At 64.1% G+C, this 25,117-nt stretch carries 20 protein-coding genes; all 20 read right to left on the bottom strand.

Annotated elements, in window-relative coordinates; genetic code table 11:
- Positions 1 to 84 precede the first annotated feature (84 nt).
- The 20 genes from tldD to ACFWHB_RS01600 all read right to left on the bottom strand — a co-directional run bounded on the left by tldD (position 85) and on the right by ACFWHB_RS01600 (position 25,084).
- A complete protein-coding gene (tldD, locus tag ACFWHB_RS01695) occupies positions 85 to 1,533 on the bottom strand; it encodes a metalloprotease TldD (protein ID WP_168236258.1) in 1,449 nt (482 codons plus the stop codon).
- 178 nt (positions 1,534 to 1,711) lie between these two features.
- On the bottom strand, positions 1,712 to 2,518 hold the full coding sequence (locus tag ACFWHB_RS01690; protein WP_395949341.1) for a carbon-nitrogen hydrolase family protein: 807 nt from the start codon (positions 2,516 to 2,518) through the stop codon (positions 1,712 to 1,714).
- A gap of 120 nt (positions 2,519 to 2,638) precedes the next feature.
- Complete coding sequence (locus tag ACFWHB_RS01685; protein ID WP_395949340.1) at positions 2,639 to 6,541, bottom strand: YhdP family protein; 3,903 nt, start codon at positions 6,539 to 6,541, stop codon at positions 2,639 to 2,641.
- Positions 6,542 to 8,011, bottom strand: a complete 1,470-nt coding sequence (rng, locus tag ACFWHB_RS01680) for a ribonuclease G (protein ID WP_025325452.1) — start codon at positions 8,009 to 8,011, stop codon at positions 6,542 to 6,544. It abuts the gene before it with no gap.
- Between the two features lie 79 nt (positions 8,012 to 8,090).
- Positions 8,091 to 8,678 carry a Maf family protein gene (locus tag ACFWHB_RS01675; protein WP_106885186.1) on the bottom strand — a complete coding sequence of 196 codons (588 nt, stop codon included), beginning with the start codon at positions 8,676 to 8,678 and terminating at the stop codon, positions 8,091 to 8,093.
- A 51-nt stretch (positions 8,679 to 8,729) separates the two neighbouring features.
- On the bottom strand, positions 8,730 to 9,215 hold the full coding sequence (gene mreD, locus ACFWHB_RS01670; RefSeq protein ID WP_025325450.1) for a rod shape-determining protein MreD: 486 nt from the start codon (positions 9,213 to 9,215) through the stop codon (positions 8,730 to 8,732).
- The gene (gene mreC / locus ACFWHB_RS01665; RefSeq protein WP_234569464.1) at positions 9,215 to 10,123 is read right to left on the bottom strand and encodes a rod shape-determining protein MreC; all 909 of its coding nucleotides are present in this window, start codon (positions 10,121 to 10,123) and stop codon (positions 9,215 to 9,217) included. The genes mreD and mreC overlap by 1 nt, the downstream gene beginning before the upstream one ends.
- A 41-nt stretch (positions 10,124 to 10,164) precedes the next feature.
- Positions 10,165 to 11,205, bottom strand: a complete 1,041-nt coding sequence (locus ACFWHB_RS01660) for a rod shape-determining protein (RefSeq protein ID WP_005308111.1) — start codon at positions 11,203 to 11,205, stop codon at positions 10,165 to 10,167.
- 216 nt (positions 11,206 to 11,421) lie between these two features.
- Positions 11,422 to 15,702, bottom strand: a complete 4,281-nt coding sequence (locus ACFWHB_RS01655; RefSeq protein ID WP_395949339.1) for a DUF6701 domain-containing protein — start codon at positions 15,700 to 15,702, stop codon at positions 11,422 to 11,424.
- Positions 15,703 to 15,727: 25 nt separating this feature from the next.
- Positions 15,728 to 16,201 carry an MSHA biogenesis protein MshP gene (locus ACFWHB_RS01650; protein ID WP_395949338.1) on the bottom strand — a complete coding sequence of 158 codons (474 nt, stop codon included), beginning with the start codon at positions 16,199 to 16,201 and terminating at the stop codon, positions 15,728 to 15,730.
- Positions 16,191 to 17,033 carry a PilW family protein gene (locus tag ACFWHB_RS01645; protein WP_395949337.1) on the bottom strand — a complete coding sequence of 281 codons (843 nt, stop codon included), beginning with the start codon at positions 17,031 to 17,033 and terminating at the stop codon, positions 16,191 to 16,193. Before ACFWHB_RS01645 ends, ACFWHB_RS01650 begins: the two co-directional genes overlap by 11 nt.
- Positions 17,033 to 17,608: a type IV pilus modification PilV family protein gene (locus ACFWHB_RS01640; protein WP_395949336.1), complete on the bottom strand. Its 576-nt coding sequence runs from the start codon at positions 17,606 to 17,608 to the stop codon at positions 17,033 to 17,035. The genes ACFWHB_RS01645 and ACFWHB_RS01640 overlap by 1 nt, the downstream gene beginning before the upstream one ends.
- Entirely contained in the window at positions 17,595 to 18,077 is a 483-nt protein-coding gene (locus ACFWHB_RS01635; protein ID WP_395949335.1) for a pilus assembly FimT family protein, read from the bottom strand. The genes ACFWHB_RS01640 and ACFWHB_RS01635 overlap by 14 nt, the downstream gene beginning before the upstream one ends.
- A gap of 57 nt (positions 18,078 to 18,134) precedes the next feature.
- On the bottom strand, positions 18,135 to 18,581 hold the full coding sequence (locus ACFWHB_RS01630; protein ID WP_395949334.1) for a prepilin-type N-terminal cleavage/methylation domain-containing protein: 447 nt from the start codon (positions 18,579 to 18,581) through the stop codon (positions 18,135 to 18,137).
- 18 nt (positions 18,582 to 18,599) lie between these two features.
- Positions 18,600 to 19,259, bottom strand: coding sequence for a type II secretion system protein (locus ACFWHB_RS01625; protein ID WP_262112973.1), 660 nt, complete (start codon positions 19,257 to 19,259; stop codon positions 18,600 to 18,602).
- Between the two features lie 76 nt (positions 19,260 to 19,335).
- Entirely contained in the window at positions 19,336 to 19,797 is a 462-nt protein-coding gene (locus tag ACFWHB_RS01620) for a hypothetical protein (RefSeq protein WP_395949333.1), read from the bottom strand.
- Between the two features lie 80 nt (positions 19,798 to 19,877).
- Positions 19,878 to 21,098: a type II secretion system F family protein gene (locus ACFWHB_RS01615; protein WP_395949332.1), complete on the bottom strand. Its 1,221-nt coding sequence runs from the start codon at positions 21,096 to 21,098 to the stop codon at positions 19,878 to 19,880.
- Positions 21,099 to 21,101: 3 nt separating this feature from the next.
- Positions 21,102 to 22,811 (bottom strand): MSHA fimbrial ATPase MshE, encoded by a 1,710-nt coding sequence (gene mshE, locus ACFWHB_RS01610; protein WP_395949331.1) that lies wholly within the window; start codon positions 22,809 to 22,811, stop codon positions 21,102 to 21,104.
- A 219-nt stretch (positions 22,812 to 23,030) separates the two neighbouring features.
- Entirely contained in the window at positions 23,031 to 24,197 is a 1,167-nt protein-coding gene (locus ACFWHB_RS01605) for a tetratricopeptide repeat protein (protein WP_395949330.1), read from the bottom strand.
- Complete coding sequence (locus ACFWHB_RS01600) at positions 24,194 to 25,084, bottom strand: ExeA family protein (RefSeq protein WP_139744575.1); 891 nt, start codon at positions 25,082 to 25,084, stop codon at positions 24,194 to 24,196. Before ACFWHB_RS01600 ends, ACFWHB_RS01605 begins: the two co-directional genes overlap by 4 nt.
- Positions 25,085 to 25,117 lie beyond the last annotated feature (33 nt).

The raw sequence follows: 25,117 nt of genomic DNA, 5'->3' as shown, positions 1-25,117 counted from the left end.
TTTGTGCGCCCCAGAGAAAACAAAACCCCGGCTGCGGCCGGGGTTTGGTGGTGTAGGGTCATGCCACTGCGCGGCCAAACCAACCTAGGAAGTGCCGCCCACTGTGAGCTGATCCAGCTTGAGCGTGGGCTGACCGACGCCGACCGGCACGCTCTGCCCCTCCTTGCCACAGACCCCGACCCCGCGATCCAGCGCAAGATCGCTGCCCACCATGGAGACCTGGCTCATGGCCTCTGGGCCGTTGCCGATAAGCGTTGCGCCCTTGATGGGGGCGGTGATCTTGCCATCCTCGATGAGGTAGGCCTCGGAGGCGGAGAAGACGAACTTGCCGGAGGTGATGTCCACCTGACCGCCACCGAAGTTGGGGGCATAGATGCCCTTCTTCACCGAGGCGATGATCTCCGCCGGATCGTGCTGACCCGCCAGCATGTAAGTGTTGGTCATGCGCGGCATCGGCAGGGCGGCGTAGGATTCGCGGCGACCGTTGCCGGTGAGTGGCACCCCCATCAGCCGGGCGTTCTGCTTGTCCTGCAGGTAGCCCTTGAGGATGCCGTTCTCGATCAGCACGTTGTAGCCCCCCGGGGTGCCCTCGTCGTCGATTGAGACGGAGCCGCGTCGGCCCACCAGGGTACCATCATCGACTATGGTGCAGTGCCTGGAGGCGACCTGCTCGCCGATGCGACCGGCGAAGGCGGACGAGCCCTTGCGGTTGAAGTCCCCCTCCAGGCCGTGGCCCACCGCCTCGTGCAGCAGCACACCGGGCCAGCCGGCCCCCAGCACCACCGGCATGGTGCCGGCCGGCGCATCTATGGCCTCGAGGTTCACCAGCGCCTGGCGCACCGCTTCGCGCACATAGCCGAAGGCGCGGCTCTCCAGCCCGTCCAGCTCCAGGAAATAGTCGTAACCGAAGCGGCCACCGCCGCCGGCGCTGCCGCGCTCCCGGCGATCCCCCTTCTCGGCGATGACGGTCACCGAGAGGCGCACCAGGGGGCGCACGTCGGCGGCCAGGGTGCCATCGGTGGCGGCCACCAGTATCTCTTCATAGACGCCGCTGATGGAGGCCATCACCTGATTGATGGCGGGATCCAGGCTTCTGGCGAACTTGTCCATCTGCTCCAGCAGGGCAATCTTCTGCTGCTTGTCGAGGGTCTGCAGCGGGTCCATGGCGGGATAGAGCAGGTTGGCCTCGGTGCGAGCCCAGGCCTTCACCTTGCCCTGGGCGCCGGCGGCGGCTATGCCGCGGGCGGCGGTCACCGACTGTTGCAGGGCCAGCAGGCTCAGCTCGTCCGAGTAGGCGAAGCCGGTCTTCTCGCCGCTGACGGCGCGCACCCCGACCCCTTGGTCGATGTTGTAGCTGCCATCCTTGACGATGCCGTCTTCCAGCATCCAGGACTCGTGCCAGCTGCGCTGGAAATAGAGGTCGCCGAACTCCACCTGATGGCTCATCAGGCTGCCGAGCAACTGCTGCAGGCGCCCTTCGTCGAGATCGTTCGGGGCCAACAAGGAGGCACTAACCTGGCTCAATAGACTCAATCTTTCTCTCCACTCTCGATGCGAGACGTCGTAACGGTGAATTCATCCGGTGTGGCCCGGTGACAAGTTCGTATTCGTCGGGTGCAATGAACGAAGTGAAGTCCATCGCCAACCCCAAGATCGACACAGGTGCAATGCGCTTCGCTTGTTGCACCCTAGGTCAATCAACACCCCAGAATCACAGCAACCGGGCGTGTTGCAGCACGGGCATGGTGCGTTTCAATTCGTCGACAAGGCCGGGCTCCATCTTCACCAGCACAGTGGCTGTGCCCGAATCCTGGCAGGCCAGCACCCGGCCCCAGGGATCGATCACCATGCTGTGGCCCCAGGTCTGACGCCCCGTCTCGTGGCTGCCCCCCTGATTGGCGGCCACCACATAGCACTGGTTCTCGATGGCGCGGGCCCGCAGCAGCGGCTCCCAGTGCGCCTCCCCGGTCACGGCGGTGAAGGCGGCAGGCACCAGCAGCACCCGGGCACCGGCACGGGCCAGCTGGCGATAGAGCTCGGGGAAGCGCAGATCATAACAGATAGAGAGGCCGAGGGGACCAAAGGGAGAGTCCACCACCACGTACTCCTGACCGGGGCTGAAGGTCTCCGACTCCCGGTAGCGGCCGTGGTTGTCCGCCACGTCCACGTCGAACAGGTGGATCTTGTGGTAGTGGCCTTTGAGCTCGCCGTCGGGAGCGAACACCAGGGAGCTGGTGTGGATATGGTCGGAACCGGCGATGGTGGTGGGCATGGCCCCGGCCACCAGCCAGATGCCGTGGGTTTTGGCCCAATTGGCCAGTTGCTGCTGGATTGGGCCATCTCCCAGGGGTTCGGCCCCATCCAGATAGCCCTGGCGCTCGCCGAACAGGGCGAAGTTTTCCGGCAGCAGCACCAACAAGGGGCGCTCCTTGGGCAGCGCCGCCAGCTCGGCGGCAATCTGTGCCTTGTTATCCTGCCAGTGACGGCCCGAGATCAACTGTATGGCGGCTAGCCACATGACGCGCTCCTTGTGATGGGGCAAGCCGCCGGACTCTGCATCCTCGGCTCGCGGGGGACTCCCAGCACTATGAGGGGTTCGGGCCCGGGACGAAAGGATTTTGGCACCGGACGCCACTCCTCAGCGCTGGGCTGGCCCGCCGTGCTTGGGGGTCAGCAGGAAGGGGCTGACCTCCTCGGCGGGCAGGTTGGGCGCCACCGCATCCACCGCCTGCTTCTGCTGCTGGTTGAGCTTGATGCGGGCGCGATCCCGGCCGGCCTCGATCAGCTTGGGGGAGTCCAGCGGGCCCGAGACCCGGAAGTCGATGCGGGTCACCACATCCACCACAGGCTCCAGCAGCTTGGAGAGCGCCAGCACATAGAGCCCGGTGATCGGGGTCAGCGAGAACGCAGCCACCACCGGCAGTGTGCCGCCCAGGTTCGGGGAGAAGCTCAGATCGTAATCGAGACGCCAGCGCACCAGATCGGCGATGCCCTCGCCACGCAGGTTGCCCGCGGCCCCCTTCATGTAGAAATCGTTGTTCTCCACCACCCCCTGCTTGATCTTGGCGGAGGCCGACATGGACTCGAAGTAGAAACCCTTGTCGAACACATCGCGAAAATCGAGGCGCAGCTTGCGCATCAGGGAGTCGAGGCTCAGCAGGGAGAGCAGGCGCGCGCCCTTGTCGTTGACCTCCCGCAGTGTGCCCCCCTCCAGCTGGTAATCTGCACTGCCTGCCAGGGTCGGCAAGTCCAGCCGGTAGGGCACGTCACGCCAGCTCAGATCCAGTGCCAGCTTGCCAGGCGCGTCGCCTATGGGCGAGGTGAAGCCGAGCCGCTTGAGCAGCAACTCGCTGTTCTGGGTGCTGAGGTGGGCGCGGGCCCGGGTCTGCATCTGGCCGGGCTGCGCCAGCCACTCGGCGCTGCCGCTCAGGGTGCTGCCGGCGAGCCGCATCTCCAGCTCCTTGAGAGCGAGCCGGTTGGCGCCTGGCACCAGTTCCCCTTTGAGCTCCCCGAGCGGCAAGGCGCCGAAGCGACAATCCACGCAGCTGAAGGTGAGCCAGGGAATGGCATCCATGATGGCCTTGTCCTGCCTCGCATCGGGCTCGGGGCTGAGATCGGATCCCTTGCCTGACCAGTGAATACGGGCGAACTTGGCGTCTATGGGCTGCCTGTCCGTCACGGGAATGCGCACTACCCCCATCACCTCGGGGCTGTCGATCATCACCTCGGTGGCCAGGTTCACCGGCCCCACAGTGAAGTGCACCGCCTTGAGGTTGGCGCTGCCGATATCGGCCCGGGCGAGCAGACCATCGACCCACCACTCCTGAGGCAGGAAGGCGGGGCCGACCACCGCATTGCCGCTGCTCCCCGCCCCCTTGCCCGGCAACCAGCGCGTGAGCCGTGCCAGCCAGCCGGCCACGTCGGCCTGGGGCTGATTGATGGCGAGCAGCATGGGCTTGTCTTGCAGCACCCTGGCCCCGGGCTGACCGACGTTGACCCGCACCCGGCTGAGGTAGGGAGCCCCCTCGCCGTACACCAGCCGGCTCTGCATATCCACATCGGCCCCCAGCACGGCGCGAATGTCGGCACTGCCGTCGCGGCCCCGTGCCGTCACCTTGAGGGGGAGCCGGCTCCCGGGCGCCTTGGTCAGCGGCACCGGCAGATCCAGCCCCATCCCCTGCAGGTTGGAGTCCAGCGCCAGCTGGAAGCTGAAGGCCTTGTTCTCGGGCAGGGTCAGCCCCAGGGTCCCCGTCCAGTTGCTGCGCCCCTTGAGCATCTCGAGGGCGGGAATGTCCTGGCGCTGGCGACTGCTGTCCCAGAGTCCCTTGAACTTGAGATCCGCCTGATAGCCGTGGGGCAGCTGCTTGCCCCGGTAATCCAGGGTCAGCGGCTGGTTCCACAGGCTGGCCTTGAGGTTGCTGAAGTGCGTGTGCTCGTTGTCATATTCGAGCCGTCCCTGCACCTTCTCCAGGGGCAGATCCAGGGTGGCGATCCTGACGCTGTTGTCATGGAAGTTCGCCTCTCCGCTGGCCTTGACCTCGCCCTTGCCACCCAGCGGTATGTCCAGCTTGACCGTGCCATCCATGGGGCCGCGGATCTCGATCTCCCGCAGCGCCTGACCCACGGAGCCCGCGAGGGGAGAGTCCTGCAGGTAACCGCTGATGGCCTGCCCCTCCCCCTGGACCTTGGCATCCACGTAGAGGTGCGCCCCGGGGGAGAGATCCGGGATCCAGGCATGCACAGCGTCGGATCTGGCCTTGCCGAGCCGGGTGGCGCTGCTGCGCATGTCCAGACCCGCGTTCTGGAACAGGAGGTCTATCTGCAGCTCGGTGAGCGGCAGCCAACCGGGGAAGAACTCGTAGGTGGCCTGCTCCAGCGGCACGGCGACCTGGAAGACCCCCTTGCCGTTGTCGTAGGGGAAGTCGCGGAACTCCCCATACCAGAGCAGATCGGCCCCCTTGGCCTTGCCCCCCTTGATGGCGCCGCTCAGGTAGTCCACCAGGCCGTCGCTCATCACGGCCAGCGGATAGTAGCGATCCGCATGGGCCGCATTCTTCACGTCGATGCGGCCGGTCAGGGCGAGGAAGGGGTGCTCGAACAGCTCGAGACGGAAGCGGCTGGCGAGGGTCAAGTCCTCGTTATCCAGCGCTATATCCTGGCCGTAGAGCACCCAGCCTTGCGTCTCGCGCCACCAGTCGAGGCGCGCAAAGAGGCTGTCGACCGGGATAGGCACCTTGAAGTGACGGGCGGGATCCACCTTGCCCTTGCCCAGGGTCAGGCGGGCGCTGCCCCCGGCCGGGGTCAGCCAGAAGTCGCCATCCAGTTTCTGCAGCCCTGGCACGTCGTGCCAGGCCTTGGTCTCGAAGCCCCTGAGCTGCCCGCTCAGGGAGAGCCCCTGCCAGTCGCCATCGGCCTGCAGCACCAGCTCCTGCACCTTGCCCTTGGGCTGGGTGTGCTTGAGGGTCTCGGCCAGGCCGGGATAGAGGCCCGAGACCAGCTGGCTCAGGTTGGCCATCTGGTTGAGATCGATGGCGGGCACATAGCCCTGGATGCGGGAGCCGACCCGCTCGAGCTGCAACCGGCTCTGCAGCCAGGTCGCCCCATCGAGCTTGAAGGTCACGTAATGGCTGGCGAGCTGCCACTCCTCACCGTCGCGCCGCAGCTGGATCTTGCCCCCCTGCAGATCGAGCCGGTGCGGCTCGCCCTTGAGCTCGTCCTTCCAGATCAGGTGGTTGTTGCCAAAGGCCAGCAGGGAGTTGCCGAGCCTGCCCCCCTCAAACTCGCTCCACAGCTGGAAGTCGAGCTGGCCGGTCACCTTGGGTTCGCCGGCGTGGATCCGCGCCAGCATGGGGCTGATGTCCAGCTCGCTGGCCCCCAGGTAGAGCTGGCCCTTGAGCCTGTCGAGGCGCACTTGCGGGGCATCCACGTCGATGATGAGATCGATGGCGCTCTCGCCCACCCCGTTGATGAGGTAGGCCTTGCCCACCCCCTGATGGCGCTTGCCGCGATTCTGCCAGCGCAGCTGGGCGATGTTGAGGGCGCGCACCTCTCCGAGCGCCGTGGTCACGCTCAGGCGGCTGTCATGAATGTCGAAGGTGGAGAGCTGGGTCAGCAGGAAGCGCAGCAGGGCCCGCTGCTGATCCGGGCTCTTCTCGCCGGTCGGGGCGGCTGGCTGCGCCAGATCCAGCGCTATGTCGCCGTCGCTCAGCAACAGCTGGCCGAACACCGGTTTCCAGTCGTTGAGGGAGCGCCAGAAGTCGAGGTGGGCCCACACCTTGCCAAGGCGCAGGGAGAAGCGCCCCGAATCGGGTGCGATGGCCAGCCCTTGCAGCTCGAGGGCCGGGCCGCGCTGGGTCCAGCTCAACCCGACGTGCTCGACGCTCACCTCCAGCTGGCTGTCGCCGAGCAGGGTGGCGATCAGTGCCTGCCTGTGCTGGTTGAGCAGGGGGCCGCCAAGGCGTACCACGCTGACCAGGATGGCCAGCAGCACGAAGAAGACCCCGAGGGCTAACCAGCCCCGACTCAGCCAGCGGTAGATCAATTACATCATCACCACATCGAATTGTTCCTGCCCACAGAGCGGCTCCGTCACCACCCTGACCTGCTTGCCGATGAAGACTTCCAGCTCGGCCAGACTGTGGGACTCCTCCCCCCGCAGGTAATCGGCCACCGAGGGGGCCGCATAGACGGTGAACTGATCCGCATCGTAGGCGCGGTTGACCCGGATGATCTCCCGCAGGATCTCGAAGCAGACCGACTCCACCGTCTTGACCCGGCCACGCCCCTTGCACTCGGGGCATTCGGAGCAGAGCACGTGCTCCAGGCTCTCCCGGGTGCGCTTGCGGGTCATCTCCACCAGCCCGAGCTGGGAGAAGCCGTTGACGTTGGTCTTGGCGCGGTCTTTCGCCAGCGCCAGCTCCAGGCTGTGGAGCACCCGGCGGCGGTGATCCTCGGACTGCATGTCGATGAAGTCGATGATGATGATGCCGCCGAGGTTGCGCAACCGCAGGTGGCGGGCGATGGCGGCGGTGGCCTCGACGTTGGTGTTGAAGATGGTCTCTTCCAGGTTGCGATGGCCCACGAAGGCACCTGTGTTGATGTCCACCGTGGTCATGGCTTCGGTCTGGTCGATGATGAGGTAGCCGCCGGATTTCAGCTCCACCTTGCGCTCCAGGGCGCGCTGGATCTCGTTCTCCACGTCGTAGAGATCGAAGATGGGCGACTCGCCGGAGTAGTACTCCAGCTTGTTCGCGAGCTCGGGCACATACTCCCCGGTGAAGTGCGAGAGCAGCTCGAAGCTCTGGCGCGAGTCGACCCGGATCTTGTCGAGCTCGGCGCCGACGAAGTCGCGCACCACCCGGAAGGCCAGGCTGGGATCCTCGTAGAGGATCTTGCAGGGCGGGTACTTCTGCTTGCGCTCCAGGATCTTGCGCCACAACCGCTTGAGGAAGGCGGCGTCCTGCTCCAGCTCCTGCTCCCCCACCCCTTCGGCGGCGGTGCGGATGATGTAGCCACCCAGCTCGTCCACATAGCCCGCCACAGTGCGCTTGAGGCGTTCCCGCTCAGCTTCGGACTCGATGCGCTGGGAGACGCCGACGTGGGCACTGCCCGGCATGAAGACCAGGTAGCGGGACGGCAGTGTGATGTCGGTGGTGAGGCGGGCCCCCTTGGTGCCCAGGGGATCTTTCACCACCTGCACCATGATGTCCTGGCCCTGGCGCACCAGCTCGGCGATGTTGCCCGCCTGGAACTGCTCCTTCTCCTTGATCGCCACGCACTCGGTGTGGGGCACTATGTCGGAGGCGTGCAGGAAGGCGGCCTTGTCCATGCCGATGTCGACGAAGGCGGCCTGCATGCCGGGCAGCACACGGCTGATCTTGCCCTTGTAGATGTTGCCCACTATGCCGCGCTTGGCCTGACGTTCTACATGCACTTCCTGCAGCAGCCCGTTCTCGACCAAGGCGACCCGGGTCTCTGAGGGGGTGACGTTCACCAGCAGTTCTACTGACATAAGTTACCTTGCCTTTCTAGTTTTGAATTCTGGCACGACGAACAATGGGTAACTCAGCAGCGAACTGCTGACGAGGGGATTACCGAGTCTGCTCGAGGTGCTGCTTGATCAACAGATCCGTCTCCAGCAGGGGCAGGCCGACCACGGCGCTGTAGCTCCCCTCGATGCGGCTGACGAACTTGCCGGCTATTCCCTGGATGGCATAGGCACCGGCCTTGTCGCAGGGTTCACCCGTGCGCCAGTAGGCCTCGATCTCGGCCTCGTCCAGCTTGCGAAACGCCACATTGGTAGTCACCAGCCGCACGTCGCAGCGCTCCGGGGTGGCCAGTGCCACCGCCGTCATCACCTGATGGACCTTGCCGGAGAGCGCCTCCAGCATGTCTTTGGCATCGAGCAGGTCGGAGGGTTTCTCCAGCACCCTGTCCCCCAGCACCACTATGGTGTCGGCGCCCAGCACAGGCAATGCGGTCGGGGCCGCGGCCACACCGGCCATCGCCTTGTCACGGGCGAGCCGGCAGACGTAATCCTGGGGCTTTTCGCCCGCTTCCCGCTGCTCGGGCACATCCAGCCTGAGCACCTCGAAACGGTAGCCCAGCTGGGTCAGCAGTTCATGCCGGCGGGGCGAGCCCGAGGCGAGATAGAGTTGCAGTTCGTTGTGCTTGTTCATATTCACTCAATGAGATGAGACGCAGTTACAATCCGTTGTTTTTGCTCATGTTCACTTGATATTGAAGCGACGGCGTACCTTGCGCAAGACCATAAAAATCCAGGGCCATATTAACATCGTTGTCAACGTCGACCAAAAATAGGCCAGGTTGAGGCTGGCACGGCTGAACAGATGCTCGGCCCAGAACACGGTGATCTTGCCCACCAGGGAGAGCAGACCGATGATCAGCGCCTGCTGCCAGAGGGAGAAGTTGCGGATCTTCTGGAACTGGAAGGCCGCCAGATAGGTGGTGATGGCCATGGCCATGGCCCGCACGCCGAGGGTGCTGCCGAGCAGCACATCCAGCAGCAGGCCCGCCACCCAGGCGGTGCCGACGTTGGTGCGGTGCGGCAACGCCAGCGCCCAGTAGATGAGCACCATGGCGAGCCAGTCCGGCCTGAAGGGTTCGAATTGAAAGGGAAGCGGCAGGATCGAGAGGCACAGGGCCAGCAGGATCGAGATCCAGATCCAGATCCTGCCGCTGGCGGGTTGCAGCATCAGCGCGTCGCCTCCGCCGCCGAGGTGGCCGTCGCCGCAGAGGGCGCCGCCGCCGGCGTCATGGCCTCGTCGTCATGCACTTCCGGCTTCTTGTCGGTCCACAGCAGCAGCAGGTAACGCAGCCTGTCCAGCGCCACCAGGGGCCTGGCCTCGATCTGGGCGAAGGGCTTGCCCTCCACGTAATCGGATCGGGTCACGGTCGCCACCGGATAACCTTCCGGGAAGCGGCCGCCGAGGCCCGAGGTGACCAGCAGATCGCCGACCTGGACGTCGGTGTTGCGCGGCAGGTTGCGCAGCTCCAGCTTGTCCAGCTCGCCGCTGCCGGAGGCGATGGCGCGCAGATCGTTGCGCAGCACCCGCACCGGAATGCCGTGGCTGGAGTCGGTGATGAGCAGGACGCGGCTGGTGGTGGAGCCCACGTGGAGCACCTGGCCGACCACCCCCTGATCGTTGATCACCGGCTGGCCGTTATAGACGCCGTCCAGCGCCCCCTTGTTGATCAGCACCTGATGGCTGAAGGGGTCGGAATCCACCGACAGCAGCTCGGCCACCATCTTGCGGGACTCCTTGTGCACCGGCGAACCGAGCAGCTCGCGCAGGCGCTGGTTCTCGTGCTCCAGCTGATCCAGCTTGAGCAAGCGGGAGCGCAGGGTGAACAGCTGCTGCTCCTGCTGCTTGGTCTGCTCAATCAGGCTGGATCGGGTCTGCACCTGGGTCGACATGGTGTCGAGCAGGGTACCTGGCGCATTGGCGATGTATTGCAGCGGGCTGACGAGGGAACTCAGATAGACGCGGACGTGCGTGAACACACCGAAGCGGGAATCCGCGACGATGGCAGCGACAGAGATGATGACGGCGAGAAACAACCGTAACTGAAGCGAAGGGCCTCTACCAAAGATGGGTTTCATGAGTCGTCAAAAAAGAGCCGGCGCTCGGCCGGCTTTGGGTCTTATTCGTAGTGGAACAGATCGCCACCGTGCATATCGATCAGCTCCAGCGCCTTGCCACCGCCACGGGCGACACAGGTGAGGGGATCTTCAGCCACGACGACCGGGATGCCGGTCTCTTCCATCAGCAGACGGTCGATGTCTTTGAGCAGGGCGCCGCCACCGGTCAGCACCATGCCGCGCTCGGAGATGTCGGACGCCAGCTCGGGCGGGGACTGCTCCAGGGCCACCATGACGGCGGAGACGATGCCGGACAGCGGCTCTTGCAGCGCTTCCAGGATCTCGTTGGAGTTCAGGGTGAAGCTACGGGGCACACCCTCGGCCAGGTTACGACCACGAACTTCAATCTCGCGCACCTCTTCGCCCGGGTAGGCGGAGCCGATCTCGTGCTTGATGCGCTCGGCGGTGGCTTCCCCGATCAGGCTGCCGTAGTTGCGGCGCACGTAGCTGATGATGGCTTCATCAAACTTGTCGCCACCGATACGCACTGACTGGGAGTAGACCACGCCGTTCAGGGAGATGATGGCCACTTCAGTGGTACCACCACCGATGTCAACCACCATGGAACCTGTTGCTTCGGAAACCGGCAAGCCGGCACCGATGGCGGCGGCCATGGGTTCGTCGATCAGGTAAACCTCGCGGGCACCGGCGCCCAGCGCGGATTCCTTGATGGCACGGCGCTCGACCTGGGTGGAGCCGCACGGCACGCACACCAGCACACGGGGGCTGGGGCGGAAATAGTTGTTGTCGTGAACCTGCTTGATGAAGTGCTGCAGCATCTTCTCGGTCACGTAGAAGTCGGCGATCACGCCGTCCTTCATCGGACGAATGGCTGAGATGTTACCAGGGGTACGACCCAGCATCTGCTTGGCGGCATGACCGACGGCAGCGACCGATTTGGCGTTCCCGCGCTCTTGGCGAATGGCGACAACTGAGGGTTCGTTAAGGACGATCCCTTGATCTTTTACGTAGATCAGGGTGTTGGCAGTTCCCAAATCGATCGACAGATCGTTGGAAAAGACGCCTCTGAGCTTTTTGAACATGGCTACGGGAAATCCTAAGAATTTGGAGGTGCAGAAAACCGGCTAACTTTACCAATGCCCACCCCAATGGGCAAGCGCTCAAACTGTCGCCAGTCAATCAGGCGCGACAAAAATGCGAGTCATCACTCACCCGCTCAGGCCGACAAACACTACGAAACAAGGAGATAAGACGCAGGCCCACCCCAAAGCGCCCCTCTCCTTGTCCCCATATCATTTTCAGGGCATCACTTCGCGGCGATAAATAATGCGATCGTTGCCCCGGCCCAGCCCGAAAATCGCCATGCCATCCAGACTGTCAGGGTCGGAAAGCCAGAGCGGTCGCCGCCCGGGTTGCTGTTCTGACTCCGGCTGCCTGGCCAGATCGATCCGGAAAGGAATGCGTACCGCCCTGTCCGGGGCAGCAAACTGCAGGGTGATGACCCCATCCTTCGCCCTCTGGATCATGGCGCCGGGGGCGATCGGGCCAAGGCCGAGCCGGATACGAGTGTTGCCATCCAGCGCCAGATCGCCGCTTCCCCCATCGAAACTCTGACTGCCATCGGTGAACTCGACACCCCCATCTTGCAGGGAGAGCCGGGTACATTGGTCCGCCTTCATGGCATGCCAGGCGCCAGCCTCGTGATATTGCAGTTGCAGCGGCACCGCCAGCCCGGCCGTGGCCACCCCTTGGCGGGTGCCCGCCTGCACCCGACCGAAGTACGCCTCCATGGGCACCTCGTCGATGAGCCTGGCATTACAACTGGCGCCACTGCATGACCCAGGCTGTCCGTCGTTGAAGTCGGGATTGGCGATCAGGGTCTGTTCCCCATCGTTGTCCCGCATATAAAGACCAAACAGAAGCGCGCGATAGGGGCCGTCTGGCTGACCATCGGTGCGGCGGGCAAACTCGGTCGGCCCGTTGAAATCAGCCTCTCCTGCCTTCCAGGGCAGATCCCCCAGACTGCGTAACCGGGCGGAGAGCGATACCCCGTCTCTGTTGTTGGCCGCACTCAGGTAGGCATCCCCCTTGGCGAAATCCCCTCGATAGTTTTGGGTTGTCTCGCCAAACTGATTGCGGGCCTGAATATTCAACTCCGCCAGGAAGGGCTGACCCATATAGGACCACTCACTGCAGGCGGGCACTATGTCACCGCTCACCAGATTGAAATCCACCGGAAAAAAGCGCCCCATCGGCACGCTGGTAGCGGGGGGTATGGTGTAGTTGAAATAACCTGCTGTCGGTGGCGTCGCCGTCATCCGGAACACCCCGACCTCGTTGACCGACTGACCGACGCCGTTGAGGTTGTTGCTGCCCTTCTGGTTGGAATGGTCATAACGGGGTGTGCCGACCACCGCCTCTTCCCCGGGTTTGGGCGCCACCAGCTCGCTGCCCAGCGCAATATTGGCCAGCGCGAAGTTGGGAGTCGCCAGATTGCCGCTGCACAGGTCCTTGTCATCGTCCGCTTGCCAGGCCACCCCTTTGATATTCAGCTGGAACGCTTCACCGGTCTTCTTGAACACAGGGCAACTGGCATCCCCTGCCGCGCAGGCCCCTTGGGCGGGCGTGATGCAGAGCCCGACCGGGCGGCTGACGAACAGATCCGAGCCCGTCATCACCAGGCCCGCGGTGTCGCCGCTGCCATCGTGGCGGGCATTGAGCCGCATCTGGCCCGCATCCGGGTAACTCACATCCTTCAGCGTGGTTTCGCCCAGCTCATTGAAATAGAGATCCATGGCAGTGGGAGCCCCCGCCGTGGTGGCTATGGCCGTCTTATCAATCCTTATCTGGCTGCCAAAGAGATTGGTCGCAGGCACGTTGTAATCACTCCAGAACGTGATTCTTTTAGTCTGCTTCTGAAAGCCGGGCACGCACAGCTGGCTCGTGTTGTCCTTCCTGACCGCCGTCATCACCACTTGCTGGGGTTTGTTGGCCAAGGTATCCAGCACGTTGAACACAAAGCCGCTGTCGGCAAAGCTGAGGGTACAGGCGGCGGCGCTCAGGGCACCGCTGCCCGCCCGGCAAAGCGTCTCGCTAAGCGGCTTGGTGGAGGGAATAGAGCCACTCACCCCCACCCTCATGGCACTCGCCAGATTGTTGCGCAGCTGCAATTTGGTGGTGCCGTCGCTGAAATTCACGGTCGCTGTGTTGCCGCTGTAGCTCACCTGGCTATCGGCTATCCAGCCATTGCTGCCATTTTTAAGCGGCGTCAGGGTAGCGCTCACCGGGTCCGTGAACAGCTGGCTGCAGCTGGCGTTGGCGCAGGCCCGGATGATGAGGGTCTCCGGGTTGCAGGTCAGGGCCTGGCCGGAGTGATCGAACTCGAAGTGATCGATCTGGGTCCCCACCGGATTGGATTTGAGGGCGCAAATCCGGACGTTGTCGATCTGGTGGGCGTTGGTCGCATCCCCGGTCGAGCCGGTCAGTGACAACAGAAGGTTCTCCGGGATCGCTGCCTGGCCGCTCTGGGCGGCGGCATTGAAGCTGTCGATAAGGGTGCTGTAAACCCCTCCGGTATTGCGCTCCACCTTGACCAGGGACTGGCCGCCGATGCGCGAGTCGATAGTCAGGCGATAGCGATGGGGGCGATTGCTGTCCGAGCCGCTATCCACGGTCGGTGACAGGCAATTTCCGCCGGTATTCTCGGCGCCGTTGTTGCAGGTGCCCTTGAGGTAGTTGTAGCCGCTGGTGCCAGAGCCCGAGCCACGCACCACCACGGACTGCTTGCGTCGCCCCTTGTTGGTCGCCCCGCCTTCACCCGAGAAGTTGCCGTACTCATCTATGCCCACCCCGAGCCAGCCACCAGCAAAGCCGTTGACCCCTGGCTTGAAACCATACCCGAGGGGCCCACCGAAGGCGCCCGGTTGGGGGGTCACCCTGGCATCGGAGAGCACCACCGCCATGCCGTCCGCCCCGTTGCCACCGTGGGCATACTGGTCGAACTCTATGGTCACCAGGTTGTTGGCGGCGGGGAAGAGCCGCTGGTAAGTCGCCGAGGTGGATTGCTTGGGGCTGGCCTGGGTCATGCCGAGCCGGCCATTGACGATGGCGGGGGTAAAGTCGCCGCTGCTGCGAGCCACCACCCAGTTGTTGCTGAGGGTGCTGGCGGAGAAGTCGTCACTGAAGCAGGTCAGATCCTCTTCACAGATACCGGGCCAGTCACCGCTAAAGGGCTCATGGATGACCTTGCTGTTATTCGTCATGGTGATATTCACCGCCGACACGGCCCCCGTCAGCTGGGCTTGTCCGCTCATGGCCAGATCGCCCGCATTCACATAGAGAATGGCGTTGAGTTTGGCATTGTCGCTCATGGTGACCTTGCCAAAGTGGTAGAGCCTCAGGTCATTGGCTTTGCCCCCGGCATTGACCTCCATCTGGTCGCTCAGGGTCAGGTCACTCTTGAGGTAGAGCTGGGCCGCAAAGCCGGTATCGAAGATCAGCTCATCGTTGCGACCAAGCTCGAGCTTGTCGATCCAGTGGCTGCCGCCGCGGAAGTAGAGCCGGATGTCGGACGTGCTCTGATGCTTGAAGGTCTTGACGTAATTTGCCTGCAAGTAGCCATTGATGACGCCGTTGTCGCTCACCTCCAGGGTCTGATGCAGTTTGAGGGTCAGATCGCTGCGACTGCCCGCCGCCGTGATCTTGCCCTGTCCCTCCATATCTAGCTCGTAGACACTGAGGGTACTCTGCCCCTCCAGCGTCATGACGCTGTTGTCCTCGACCGTCAGTTCCCTGATGGCCCAGTCCCCCGCCGCCATGGGCATCTGGCTCTGCCCGCTCAGGGCGACAGCCTCGGCATAGTGGGGCTGGAAGCGGGCCGTGACGTTGCCAATCGAGCTGGTCGACAGCGCCAGGCTGTCGTAGACGGTGACGTTCGCACCGGAGAGCTTGCCGTTGCCGGAGACCGTCAGCTCATTGACGTGCAGGTTGCCACTCCCCTTGATGCCATCCGAGTACCCCGTGACCTGCACCGTCTTGGCATAAACGGTCGCACCATTGAGGTTGAGCACGGCCCCGTCGGAGAGCGACAGGGTGTTGAAGCGATAGGTTTGCCCGGATTGCAGGGTGGCCAGGCAGTTGCCGCTGCTCCAGGAGGCATTCTTGTAATTACCGGGTGCGGGGGTGAAAGCGCTGGTACACGCCAGGTTGTTCTGGCCACTAAAGGTGGGGAAATCGCCTGGCTCGGGCGGGAAATCATCCGGATCGCCGATGAATGCGAGATCCTTGAGTGGACTGGCCAGAGCGCCGCTGACGTTGCAGCTGGAAATCCAGGTACCCCCGTTCCAGTAACCGCCGTTATTGCAATTGGCGTTGGGCTGGATGGTTTTGCCAAGGAAGGGGTAATTGGTGTCCATGGTGGCGCTGGTGATCCGGCTCTCGCCACTCATGGCTAGCCGACCTGGAGAAGCATGGCTCTGAACCGGGTAGGTGAAGGCCGCAGTACACTGGCTGGCGGCCTGCACCGAGGCGGTGCACCAGAGCAGCGCCAGCCACAGGCCTGAACTCAAGCGGGGCATCATGGGTGCTCACTCCTCATTGGGGATCTCACTGTGTCACTCCATCAAAGGCTTCCGCCACCAGGGTGCGGCTGACGGCAAAATCCGGGTTGGCACCCGCCTGAGCTTCTGTACCACAGGTGCCCAGACTGGTGAGTCGGTAGGTGGTGCTGGTCTCTCCCCCCTGACTGGCCTGGATCTCGTTGCAGCTCACCGAGACCCGACACCCGCTCAGGCCGGGATCCTTGTCGAATACCCGGGACGCCGCCACCCTGGTGCAGGCGGCGGGCAACTCGGCGCCACTGCGATTGGGAAACAGCTGATAGAGGGCGATTTCCAGCCCACTCTGGGCCGCCATCAGGGCACGCACCCCGCGCACCTCCACCGTATTCTTCTCGCCGCTGTCCACCAGGAAGCGGCCCATGGCCGCCGCCAGCAGGGCCATGATTACAATGACGAAGAGGGCGATCATGATGGCGCTGCCGCGCTGGGGCGCCAACCTGCGGGGAGGCCTAGGGAACATTGAGCGTCTCCAGCTTGTGGTTGAAGAGAACGCGCTCGCCGCGCTGCTCAAGCTCCATCCGCAGCCCCACCTCGCTCTGGCTGAAGGCGGCTGGCTCACGGTAGAAATAATAGGGCGCAGGGCGGACATGCTCGGCCATCAGGGCCGGCGTGCTCTCGTGAAAGTCAGTGCCTATGGCGGCGCTGGCCCGGGTCAGGGCTGCATTCGTCACGCAGTAGCGCACCTGTTGGCGGGAAAAATAGATGCGCTGCCCCGGCGACTCCTTGGTGAAGGCGCCATCCACCGTCAGCGGCAAGGCTCCCGAGACAGGGCTGCCCACCGAAATAACCCTGGCCACGCAGTTGCCATGGAGGCACCCCTGCTCCAGGTTGAGAGCCGGATCGGCAAGGGGGTAGACGATGGCCTGGTCCTCCTCCCGGGGCAGCATCTCGGGCTCCACTATGGTGAGCCCGCCGCTGGCCGCTGAGCCCAGATAACGGCTGGCGGTGGCAATGGGCCAGAAGCGCAGGCAGGCCCCCTGATCCAGAGGGTTACCCGCCGCATCCTCGATGCGCACCGAGCCAGGCACCGCATCGCGCAGCTCGCGGTTGAGCCGCTCCAGGGCGAAGCGGGCATCGCTCATCAGCTGCTCCCGGCGGCTGGCATCCCCGTAAATCTGGGTGCCGATGCCGATAAACTGGCTGGTAAAGGTGGCCATCACCCCGAGCAGCAAGATCACCATCACCAGTTCCACCAGGGTGAAGCCTCGTGCCCGCCCAGGTCGGACGCGGTAACGGGTTGTGGTAACGGATGCGTCATCGGACGCGGCATAACGGGAATGCGGCTTGTCCATCAGTAATTCCCCCGGTAGAGGGTGAAAGCCAGCTCGCTCTGGTCCGGCAGGCGCACTGTCAGGGCGACGCGCTTGCCGATGGACTCGGCCCCCAGGCCTGAGCTCCCGAACAGGGTATCCGGGGTGACGGCGATCCTGACCTGATAGTGGCGATACTCCTCGTCGCTGACGCCCTCGGCATTCGTCTGGGTAAACTGGTTGGCGTCCACCCAGTTGCCCGCGGTATCGAAGTCATCCACGTCGTTGAACTCGTAGGGGCGCGTCTCGCCGCCATCCGGGCCGTAATCGGCGACCGGGGTGCAGGCGGGATAGGTCACCGCAGGGGTGCCGACCGTCTCGCCGCAGCGAAAACGGCCGCCATTGTGATCCGAGTGTTCATCGAAGGATTTTTGCAGCACCTCGCCGAGGATCCGCTGGGCCAGCTGGGCGCCCCGCACCTGCAGCACCGGATCCACCCCCTGGGGGGCCTGATTGATGAGAAGCCCCAGGATCCCGGTCAGGGCGATGGCCAGCAGCACAATGCCGACCACGAATTCGATCAGGGTGAAGCCGCGACGGGCCTTAAGGGAGGGCATGGATATAACCTTCCGGCTCTATGCGCAGTCGGGCGCTCTCCTGCCCGCTGCTCACCACCAGGTTGCAGCCATTGACGCAGGTGGACGGTGAGAGTGGACGGCCGCTGCGCTTGTCGAAAGAGAAGCTACCTTGCGGCAGGGAGATGTCGCCGGAGGCCGTGACAACGCGCCCCCGGCTCCGCTCGTCTGCACTCCATTTATCTATGATGGACCCGGGCGCACAGCTGCCCGTCTGGGTCAGGTGAGCGAAGCGACTCTGCTCCAGCACCAGCTGGGTGCAGCGCGCCTCCCCTTCATGCATGTTCATGGTCTGCACCAGCCGCAACCGGGTCACCAGCTCGTCACGCAGGGTATGGGTTTCAAAGCCGCCTTTGCCCAGCCACTTGGGCACGGCAAAGGCGGCCAGAATCCCGAGCAACAGGATTACGATAACCAGTTCTATCAGGGTAAAGCCCTTGTTTCTCGGCATTTGGTTGCTCATTGAATAATGAAAAAGCGAGGCCGAAGCCTCGCTTGTCAACACGTATTACTTACAGTTTTGCAACTCGGTTTTGAAAGGAACAGTATCACTGGTTGCGGCTGTGTATTTTACGGTACAAGTATTGCCACTGGTATTAGCAGGGGCAAAAGTTGACTCGAGAGCAGTTGCGCCAGAAGCTGCAACCCAGCCGTCCAGGGTTACAGCAGCGGAAATGGTATCAGCGGTCGGGTAGCCATAGATAACCTTGACACCGGTCATCCCAGTCAAGTCTGTACCACCTGCCGCAGATGCCTTTTCCTGCCCATTCAGAGCTGCCTTGCTATAGACCAGATTGGCAGCGCTGGACAACGCTGCCTGCACGCCCTGCGCGGCAGACTTCTTAGCATCATCCTGCAGATTCAGGAACTTGGGCGCGGCGGTGACCGCCAGAATGCCCAGGATGATGATCACGATCACCAGTTCGATCAGGGTAAAACCCGCCTGCTTTTTCATTACATTTTCCTCTGTTTATCAATTGATATTGGTAGTCACCTGGCCGGAGGCCGGGCGGTAACTGAAACTCATGTAGGCATCGGTGCTCCCTTGCGGGTCCTGATAGCGCCCATCACTTCCCTTGCTCAGGCTGTTGACCAGATAGTAACGGCAGACCGAATCCAGTCCATTGTTGCTCACCGTGGCATAGAACTTCAGGTCATTGCCGCTACCGCGCACCTCGTCAAAGTTGGCAGTCGCCTTGGGAGGATTCTGCAACAAGCCCTCCCAAATATTGAGACAGCGGGCCGCCGTCAGATTGGCCGGATCCACATCGGGAGCGCCGCTCGCCGCCGTGTCCATGGGATAACCGGGGGAGAGCTCGCCATTGCTGACCTGGCTGTCGGTCGGCGTGGTCAGATAGAAACGGGAACCGTCGTACAGCACAGTGTTGAGGCTGTCCTGCTTGGCACGCCCCTCGGCTTCCCACTGGGCCCGCACCAGGGAGACCGCTGTGGCGAAGCCGCCCGATACCCCTTCCACGCTGGCCTTCTTCGCCTCGTCGGTCACGTCGAGAAAACGGGGCAAGGCGGTGACGGCCAGGATCCCCAGAATCACGATGACGATCACCAGCTCGATCAGGGAAAAACCGGTCATCTGACCTGGTCCCTGGCCGGCGCTCACTCTCTTTGCTGCCATGCTGCCTCCGTAATGTTCCGCATTATTTCATGCAGATAGAAAAAAATCATGTCGCTGAAGTACTTGAGAGATCGACTCAAGGCTTCGTCAGTACCCGGCCATCGCTGAAACGGTAGAACAGCCAGTGCCCTTCCCAACCAAACTCGCAGCCGTCCCCATGCTGGCTGGCGAGAGCCTGCCAGGACGGCAACCCCGGATCCTCGGGGCCGATCAGCCTCAGCCAGAGCTGACGGCAGTTGGCGGAGGGTGACTGCAGCGGCAGCACCGCCAGCGGCCAGCCCCGCCCATCGAACTGCCAGGCCACCCCTTCTGCATGCAGCACCTCGGGGCGCCGCTCATCGAGCCAGCGCCCGTGCAGTCGCTGGGCCCGCTCGGCAAATTGCTCCCCCAGCAGGCTCAGGCTGACCGCCAGCGCCTCCTCCCTGTGGCTGCGATAGCTCAGGGCCAGGGTGGCAAGGATGACCAGCAGCAGGAGACAGGCGACCATCCGCCTGTAGCCTCCCAGCCAGCGCTCATCCTGCTCGGACTGTCTGCTCATGCCTCTCCCGCATCTTGTCTACCGCAAACCGCACGCTTCATCATGCCCCACCATCAGGGGAGTGAGGATGCGGTGGCCTGTCACTGACCGCGAACGGCACGCATCATGTCCCACATGGGCGTAAAGATACCGAGCGCCAGCACCAGCACCATGACGGCCACTATGCCGATGAGGATGGGCTCGATGCGGGCGGTGAGGCTCTTGAGGTCATAATCCACCTCCCGCTCGTAGTATTCGGCCGCCTCGTGCAGCAGCTCGTCCACCTGGCCCGTCTCTTCCCCCACAGCAATCATCTGCATCACCAGGGGGGTGAACAGGCCGCTGGCACCGGCGGTGCGCAGCAGGCTCTCCCCCCGCTCTATGCCCGCCCGCATGTCGCGGATCTGCCCCGCCATATAGGCGTTGTCTACCGCATCGGCCACCAGGGTCAGCGCCGTGTTGAGCGGCACCCCGGCCTTGAGCATCATGGAGAAGCTGCGGGCAAATCTGGCCAGCAGGGAGCGCTCTATGATGGTGCCGACTATGGGCAGCCTGAGCTGCCAGCGATGCCAGGTCAGCTTGCCCTGGGTGCTGGCGACCCAGCGGCGCCAGCCAAACACCATGCCCGCCAGGATGGCCAGCAGCAGCCACCAGTAGTGGACAAAGAAGTGGGAGGTGGCGAGCAGGATCCGGGTCGCCAGCGGCAGCTCGACCCCGAACTTGGCAAACATGCCGGCGAAGACAGGGATCACCATGATGTTGAGGATCACCATGGCGATGCCGATGGCAATCATCACGAAGCTGGGGTAGCGCATGGCGGTCTTGATCCGCTTGCGGGTCTCCAGCTCCAGATCGAAATAGTTGGCGAGCTGCAGGAAGGCCTCCTCCAGCTGGCCTGTGTTCTCGCCGACGTGGATGATGGCGACGAACAGGCTGTTGAACACCTTGGGGTGCGCCTGCATCGAGCTCGACAGCGGCCGCCCGTTGCCGAGATCCTCCCCCAAGGCGTGCAGTGCCCGCTTGAGGGGCTTGCTGTGGGCGCTCTCCTCCAGCCCGGCGATGGCGCGCAGTATGGGAATGCCCGCCCGGGTCAGGGCATACATCTGGCGGCTGAACACCACCAGCTCCTCCAGCTTGACGCTCCCCTCCAGCAGCAGCGACCAGTCGATGCCGGCAGACTTGGCCTTGCCCGCTTTGAGCTCGGTGGGCATCACGCCACGGCGCATCAGCTGTTCGGCGGCGGCCAGCTCGCTGGCGGCCTCCACCATGCCGCTGACGGCCTGGCCCTGACTGTCGCGCCCCTTGTAGTTGAAGCTGCCCATGGCTTATCCCAGATCCTCGGCCAGCCTGAGCACCTCATCCACCGAGGTGATCCCCTCACGGGCATAATCGAGTGCCGTCAGGGCCAGGGGCCTGTAGTGCTCGTGCTCGCGCGCCGCCCGGGCAAAGCCCTCCGCATCGTTGCGGCGCAGGGCATCCATCATGGGTTGATCCAGCTCCAGCAGCTCGTAGACCCCGATCCGGCCCGCATAACCGGTGAAGTTGCAGCTCTGGCAGCCACGCCCCTTGCGATAGACATGCTGGCCGGGTGCCTCGCCGGAGAGCATGGTGAGCCAGGTGGCCTGCCCCTGGTCCGGCGCCGTCTCGCAGGCGCAGTGTTCACACACCCGTCGCACCAGGCGCTGGGCCACCACGGCCCGCAGGGCGCTCGCCACCAGATAGCCGGGGGCCCCCATGTCGATGAGACGCAGGGCGCTGGTGACGGCGTCATTGGTGTGCAATGTGGTCAGCACCAGGTGGCCGGTGATGGCGCCGCGCAGGCCTATCTCCACCGTCTCGTTGTCCCGCATCTCCCCCACCAGCAGGATGTCGGGATCCTGACGCAGGGTGGAGCGCAGCACCTGGGAGAAGGTGAGCCCTATCTTGGGGTTGACCTGCACCTGGTTGACCCGCGGCAGCCGGTATTCCACAGGATCTTCCACCGTGATGATCTTGTGGCTGGCCTGGTTGAGCTCGGAGAGGGCGCCGTAGAGCGTCGTGGTCTTGCCGCTGCCGGTGGGGCCCGTCACCAAAATCATGCCGTGGGGGCGTTTGAGCTGGCGGCGAAACCGCGCAAGGATCGCCGGTGGCATGCCGGTTTCCGCCAGCGACAAGATGCCGGAGGATTGATCCAGCAGTCGCATCACCACGGATTCACCGTACTGCACCGGCATGGTGGACATACGCACATCCACGTCCCGGCCGCGCACCTTCATGGCGAAACGGCCATCCTGGGGCAGCCGCTTCTCGGAGATGTCGAGCCCGGCAACCAGCTTGAGGCGCAGCACCAGCGCCTGGGCGATGCGTACCTCGTTCAGTATGTTTTCGTGCAGCACGCCGTCGATGCGCTGGCGAATGCGCAGCACCTTCTCGTCCGGCTCTATGTGGATGTCGGAGGCCCCCACCTGCACAGCGTCCTCGAACAGGGAGCGCAGCAGCTTGGCCACCGTCGCCTCCCCCTCGTCACCGGCCCCGAGATTGCCGGCACCCAGCTCGAAGCCGGCGTCCTGATACTCTTCGTGCAGCTGCTCGGCGAAGCTCTCTATCTCCCGGGTACGGCGATAGAGGCGGTCGAAATACTCCAACAGCTGGCCTTCCCGCGCCACCGCCAGCACCATTTCGCGGGGGCTGAGCAGGGCAGCTATGGCATCCAGGGCGCTCAGGTCGGCGGGATCCGACATGGCCACAGTCACCTTGTCGTCGCTGAGGTTGACCGCCAGCGCACGATAACGGCGGGCCTGCACCTCGGGCAACAGGGTCACGGCCGAGGCGTCTATGGTGAGGTTGTTGAGATCGAAGAAGGGCACGTCCAGCTGGCGGGCGAGGAACTGCAACAGTTGCACCTCGCTGATGAAGCCGAGATCGATGAGGGTGGTCCCCAGCTTGCGCCCGGTCTGACGCTGCTGCTGCAGGGCGAGCTGCAACTGATCATCCGAGATGATCTGCTCCTGTACCAGCAGGTCGCCGAGGCGCATTTTCAGTCTGGGTTGTGCCATTGTTACTCCGATTCCTGTGATTGCACGTCATTCAAACCTGTTGCCACATTCGATGGCGAATTGGGTACCAGAATCCGTCACCTCGTCCGATTACGCCGCTGCGCGGCTAATCGAACCCAGGGGTCGCAACAACCCCACCCCAGCCCTCCCCTTGGTAAGGGGAGGGAGCGAACTACTCCTCCCCCTTTCGAAGGGGGAGGCCGGGAAGGGGTTGTTGTGTCAAGGCGTCAGCTCGGCGATCCGCTGTTCCAGCCAGCGGGTCGATGCCTCGCCGAGGTTCCCGTGCAACTGGGCATTGCCATAGGCGTCCAGCGCCCGCTGGCGGTGGCCCTGACCATCCTCGGCCACCCCCAGCCCCAGCCACCAGCGCCCCTGATCCGGCTGCTGGCGCAACAACTTGACGTAGAGCTCGGACGCCTGGGCGGGCTGGCCCAGCTCCTGGGCTAGCCCCGCCCAGGTGGCGTAATAGTCCAGATTGGCGGCCAGATCCGGCTGATAGCCGGTGAGCCAATCCAGCGCCTTCTGGCGATCGCCGCCGCTGATGGCCACCCGGGCCAGCAGCAGCCGCAGATCGGCCTGCGCCGGATCCAGCCTCAACCCCTCTTCCAGCACCTGGCTGGCCTCGGTCAGCCGACCCTCGCCGTAGAGCAGGCCCGCGAGCTGCTCGCGCGCCCCCTGATTGTGCGGATCATGGACCAGCACCTGGTAATAGTTGTCCTGGGCCTCCCGCATCTGCCCCTTGGCCATGGCGGTAGTCGCCTTGCGCTCGGCCAGGGCCGCCAGCTCGGGCTCGGAGAGATCCACCGTCTCTATCTTCAGCACGCCGGGTTTGCGGGGAGCAGCGGCTACCTCCTGGGGGGCCGCCTCCTGCTCTGCCGCCAGCTCGGCATAAAGATCCGGCTGCAACTCTTCGTCGCTCGGCGTGACCTCATCCTCCGGCTGCGTCTCGGCCAGGGTTTCTGACACCGGGGCCTCGTCGGCGAGCACCTCGGTCGCGGAAGATCCCTCTGCCACCCCGGCGGGCGCGCTGGCCCTTGCCATGGCGGCCACTGGGGCAACATCCAGAGCGACAGCCCCGGAGGCGGCCCCCTGGGGCTCGGGGGGCGCCGCGACCACCTCGGTGGCAGAGGAGGCAGACTGCGTCTGCGCCTGGCTCGCCGGGGCGAGCTCGGTCGTCAATTGAACCATCGGCTGCGCCGTGCGCTGGCTCTGCTGCCAGTAGATCCAGGTGCGCCAGCCGAGGATGACCAGCGCCAGGGTGCAGAGCAGGGTCAGCACCAGCATCCACCACCCCTGCTGACGCGTCGGCGCCACATAGACGGCGGCGCCATCGGATCCTGGCTGGCGCTGCTCCAGATCTTTGAGCATCTGATTGATCACGCTCATGACCAGACTCCATAGGCCAGGGCAGTGCCCAGCAACAACAACAGGGGCCACCAGCGTACGAATGAGCCACCGCGGGCGTCATCGGTATCGCGAATGGCGAGGCGCACCAGGGCGCTGTCGATCCGCCGCGTCCCGCGGCCGTAGGCCAGCATCAGACACTTCTGGGCCAGCACGTTGATGAGCCGCGGAATGCCGCGGGATGCCCGCCACAGCAGGCGCAGGGCCAGGCCGCCAAACAGCGTCGCCCCGCGATAACCCGAGACGTGCAGCCTGTGCTCCAGATAGGCCCGGGTTTCGTCGCACCGCAAGGGGCGCAGGCAGTAGGAGAAGCCGATGCGCTGACGCAGCTGGCGCAAGTGGGGTCTGGCCAGCCGGACATCCAGCTCGGGTTGGCCGAACAGCACGATTTGCAGCAGCTTGCTGGACTCGGTCTCCAGGTTGCCGAACAGCCGGATGGCCTCCAGGGTCTCGTCCGGCAGGGCCTGCGCCTCGTCGATCAGCACCACCACCCGGCTCCCCTGCTGGTGCAGGGCGATGAGGTGGCGATGGATGCGATCCGTGAGATCCAGCTCGCTGCCCCCCTGCACCGCCAGTCCCAGCTCCAGGGCCAGGGCGGTGCGCAGCTCACCCGGGGTGAGGTGGGGATTGGGCAGCCAGGCCAGGCGCACCGGGCACGCCTCGGAGCCGAGCTCGCTCAGCAGCTTGCGGCAGAGCAGTGTCTTGCCGGTGCCCACCTCGCCGGTCACCTTGATGAAACCCTCCCCCTGGGCCAGCGCCCAGTTCAGCACCTGCATGGCCTCCTCGTGGGGAGGCAGGCCGTAGTAGAAGCCGGTATTCGGGGTCAGGCCAAAGGGGGCCTCCTGCAAACCGAAATGGTTCAGGTACATATCCCCTCCCAGTCCCCGTCACGGCCAACGCCG

The sequence above is a fragment of the Aeromonas mytilicola subsp. aquatica genome, assembly GCF_044336385.1.
GTDB lineage: Bacteria > Pseudomonadota > Gammaproteobacteria > Enterobacterales > Aeromonadaceae > Aeromonas > Aeromonas rivipollensis.
Note: the sequence above shows the minus strand (reverse complement) of the source record. Positions and strands in the feature narration are given on the sequence as shown.

Excerpts from the sequence above, each read along its gene's own strand:
- ACFWHB_RS01635 (WP_395949335.1), bottom strand. The coding sequence starts at position 18,077 with ATGCCGAGAAACAAGGGCTTTACCCTGATAGAACTGGTTATCGTAATC.
- mreD (WP_025325450.1), bottom strand. The coding sequence starts at position 9,215 with ATGCTGCAACCCGCCAGCGGCAGGATCTGGATCTGGATCTCGATCCTG.
- ACFWHB_RS01650 (WP_395949338.1), bottom strand. The coding sequence starts at position 16,201 with ATGTTCCCTAGGCCTCCCCGCAGGTTGGCGCCCCAGCGCGGCAGCGCC.
- mreC (WP_234569464.1), bottom strand. The coding sequence starts at position 10,123 with ATGAAACCCATCTTTGGTAGAGGCCCTTCGCTTCAGTTACGGTTGTTT.
- ACFWHB_RS01660 (WP_005308111.1), bottom strand. The coding sequence starts at position 11,205 with ATGTTCAAAAAGCTCAGAGGCGTCTTTTCCAACGATCTGTCGATCGAT.
- ACFWHB_RS01690 (WP_395949341.1), bottom strand. The coding sequence starts at position 2,518 with ATGTGGCTAGCCGCCATACAGTTGATCTCGGGCCGTCACTGGCAGGAT.
- ACFWHB_RS01615 (WP_395949332.1), bottom strand. The coding sequence starts at position 21,098 with ATGGGCAGCTTCAACTACAAGGGGCGCGACAGTCAGGGCCAGGCCGTC.
- ACFWHB_RS01675 (WP_106885186.1), bottom strand. The coding sequence starts at position 8,678 with ATGAACAAGCACAACGAACTGCAACTCTATCTCGCCTCGGGCTCGCCC.
- ACFWHB_RS01600 (WP_139744575.1), bottom strand. The coding sequence starts at position 25,084 with ATGTACCTGAACCATTTCGGTTTGCAGGAGGCCCCCTTTGGCCTGACC.
- ACFWHB_RS01625 (WP_262112973.1), bottom strand. The coding sequence starts at position 19,259 with ATGGCAGCAAAGAGAGTGAGCGCCGGCCAGGGACCAGGTCAGATGACC.
- ACFWHB_RS01620 (WP_395949333.1), bottom strand. The coding sequence starts at position 19,797 with ATGAGCAGACAGTCCGAGCAGGATGAGCGCTGGCTGGGAGGCTACAGG.
- ACFWHB_RS01645 (WP_395949337.1), bottom strand. The coding sequence starts at position 17,033 with ATGGACAAGCCGCATTCCCGTTATGCCGCGTCCGATGACGCATCCGTT.
- ACFWHB_RS01655 (WP_395949339.1), bottom strand. The coding sequence starts at position 15,702 with ATGATGCCCCGCTTGAGTTCAGGCCTGTGGCTGGCGCTGCTCTGGTGC.
- ACFWHB_RS01605 (WP_395949330.1), bottom strand. The coding sequence starts at position 24,197 with ATGAGCGTGATCAATCAGATGCTCAAAGATCTGGAGCAGCGCCAGCCA.
- ACFWHB_RS01640 (WP_395949336.1), bottom strand. The coding sequence starts at position 17,608 with ATGCCCTCCCTTAAGGCCCGTCGCGGCTTCACCCTGATCGAATTCGTG.
- ACFWHB_RS01630 (WP_395949334.1), bottom strand. The coding sequence starts at position 18,581 with ATGAAAAAGCAGGCGGGTTTTACCCTGATCGAACTGGTGATCGTGATC.
- mshE (WP_395949331.1), bottom strand. The coding sequence starts at position 22,811 with ATGGCACAACCCAGACTGAAAATGCGCCTCGGCGACCTGCTGGTACAG.
- rng (WP_025325452.1), bottom strand. The coding sequence starts at position 8,011 with ATGTCAGTAGAACTGCTGGTGAACGTCACCCCCTCAGAGACCCGGGTC.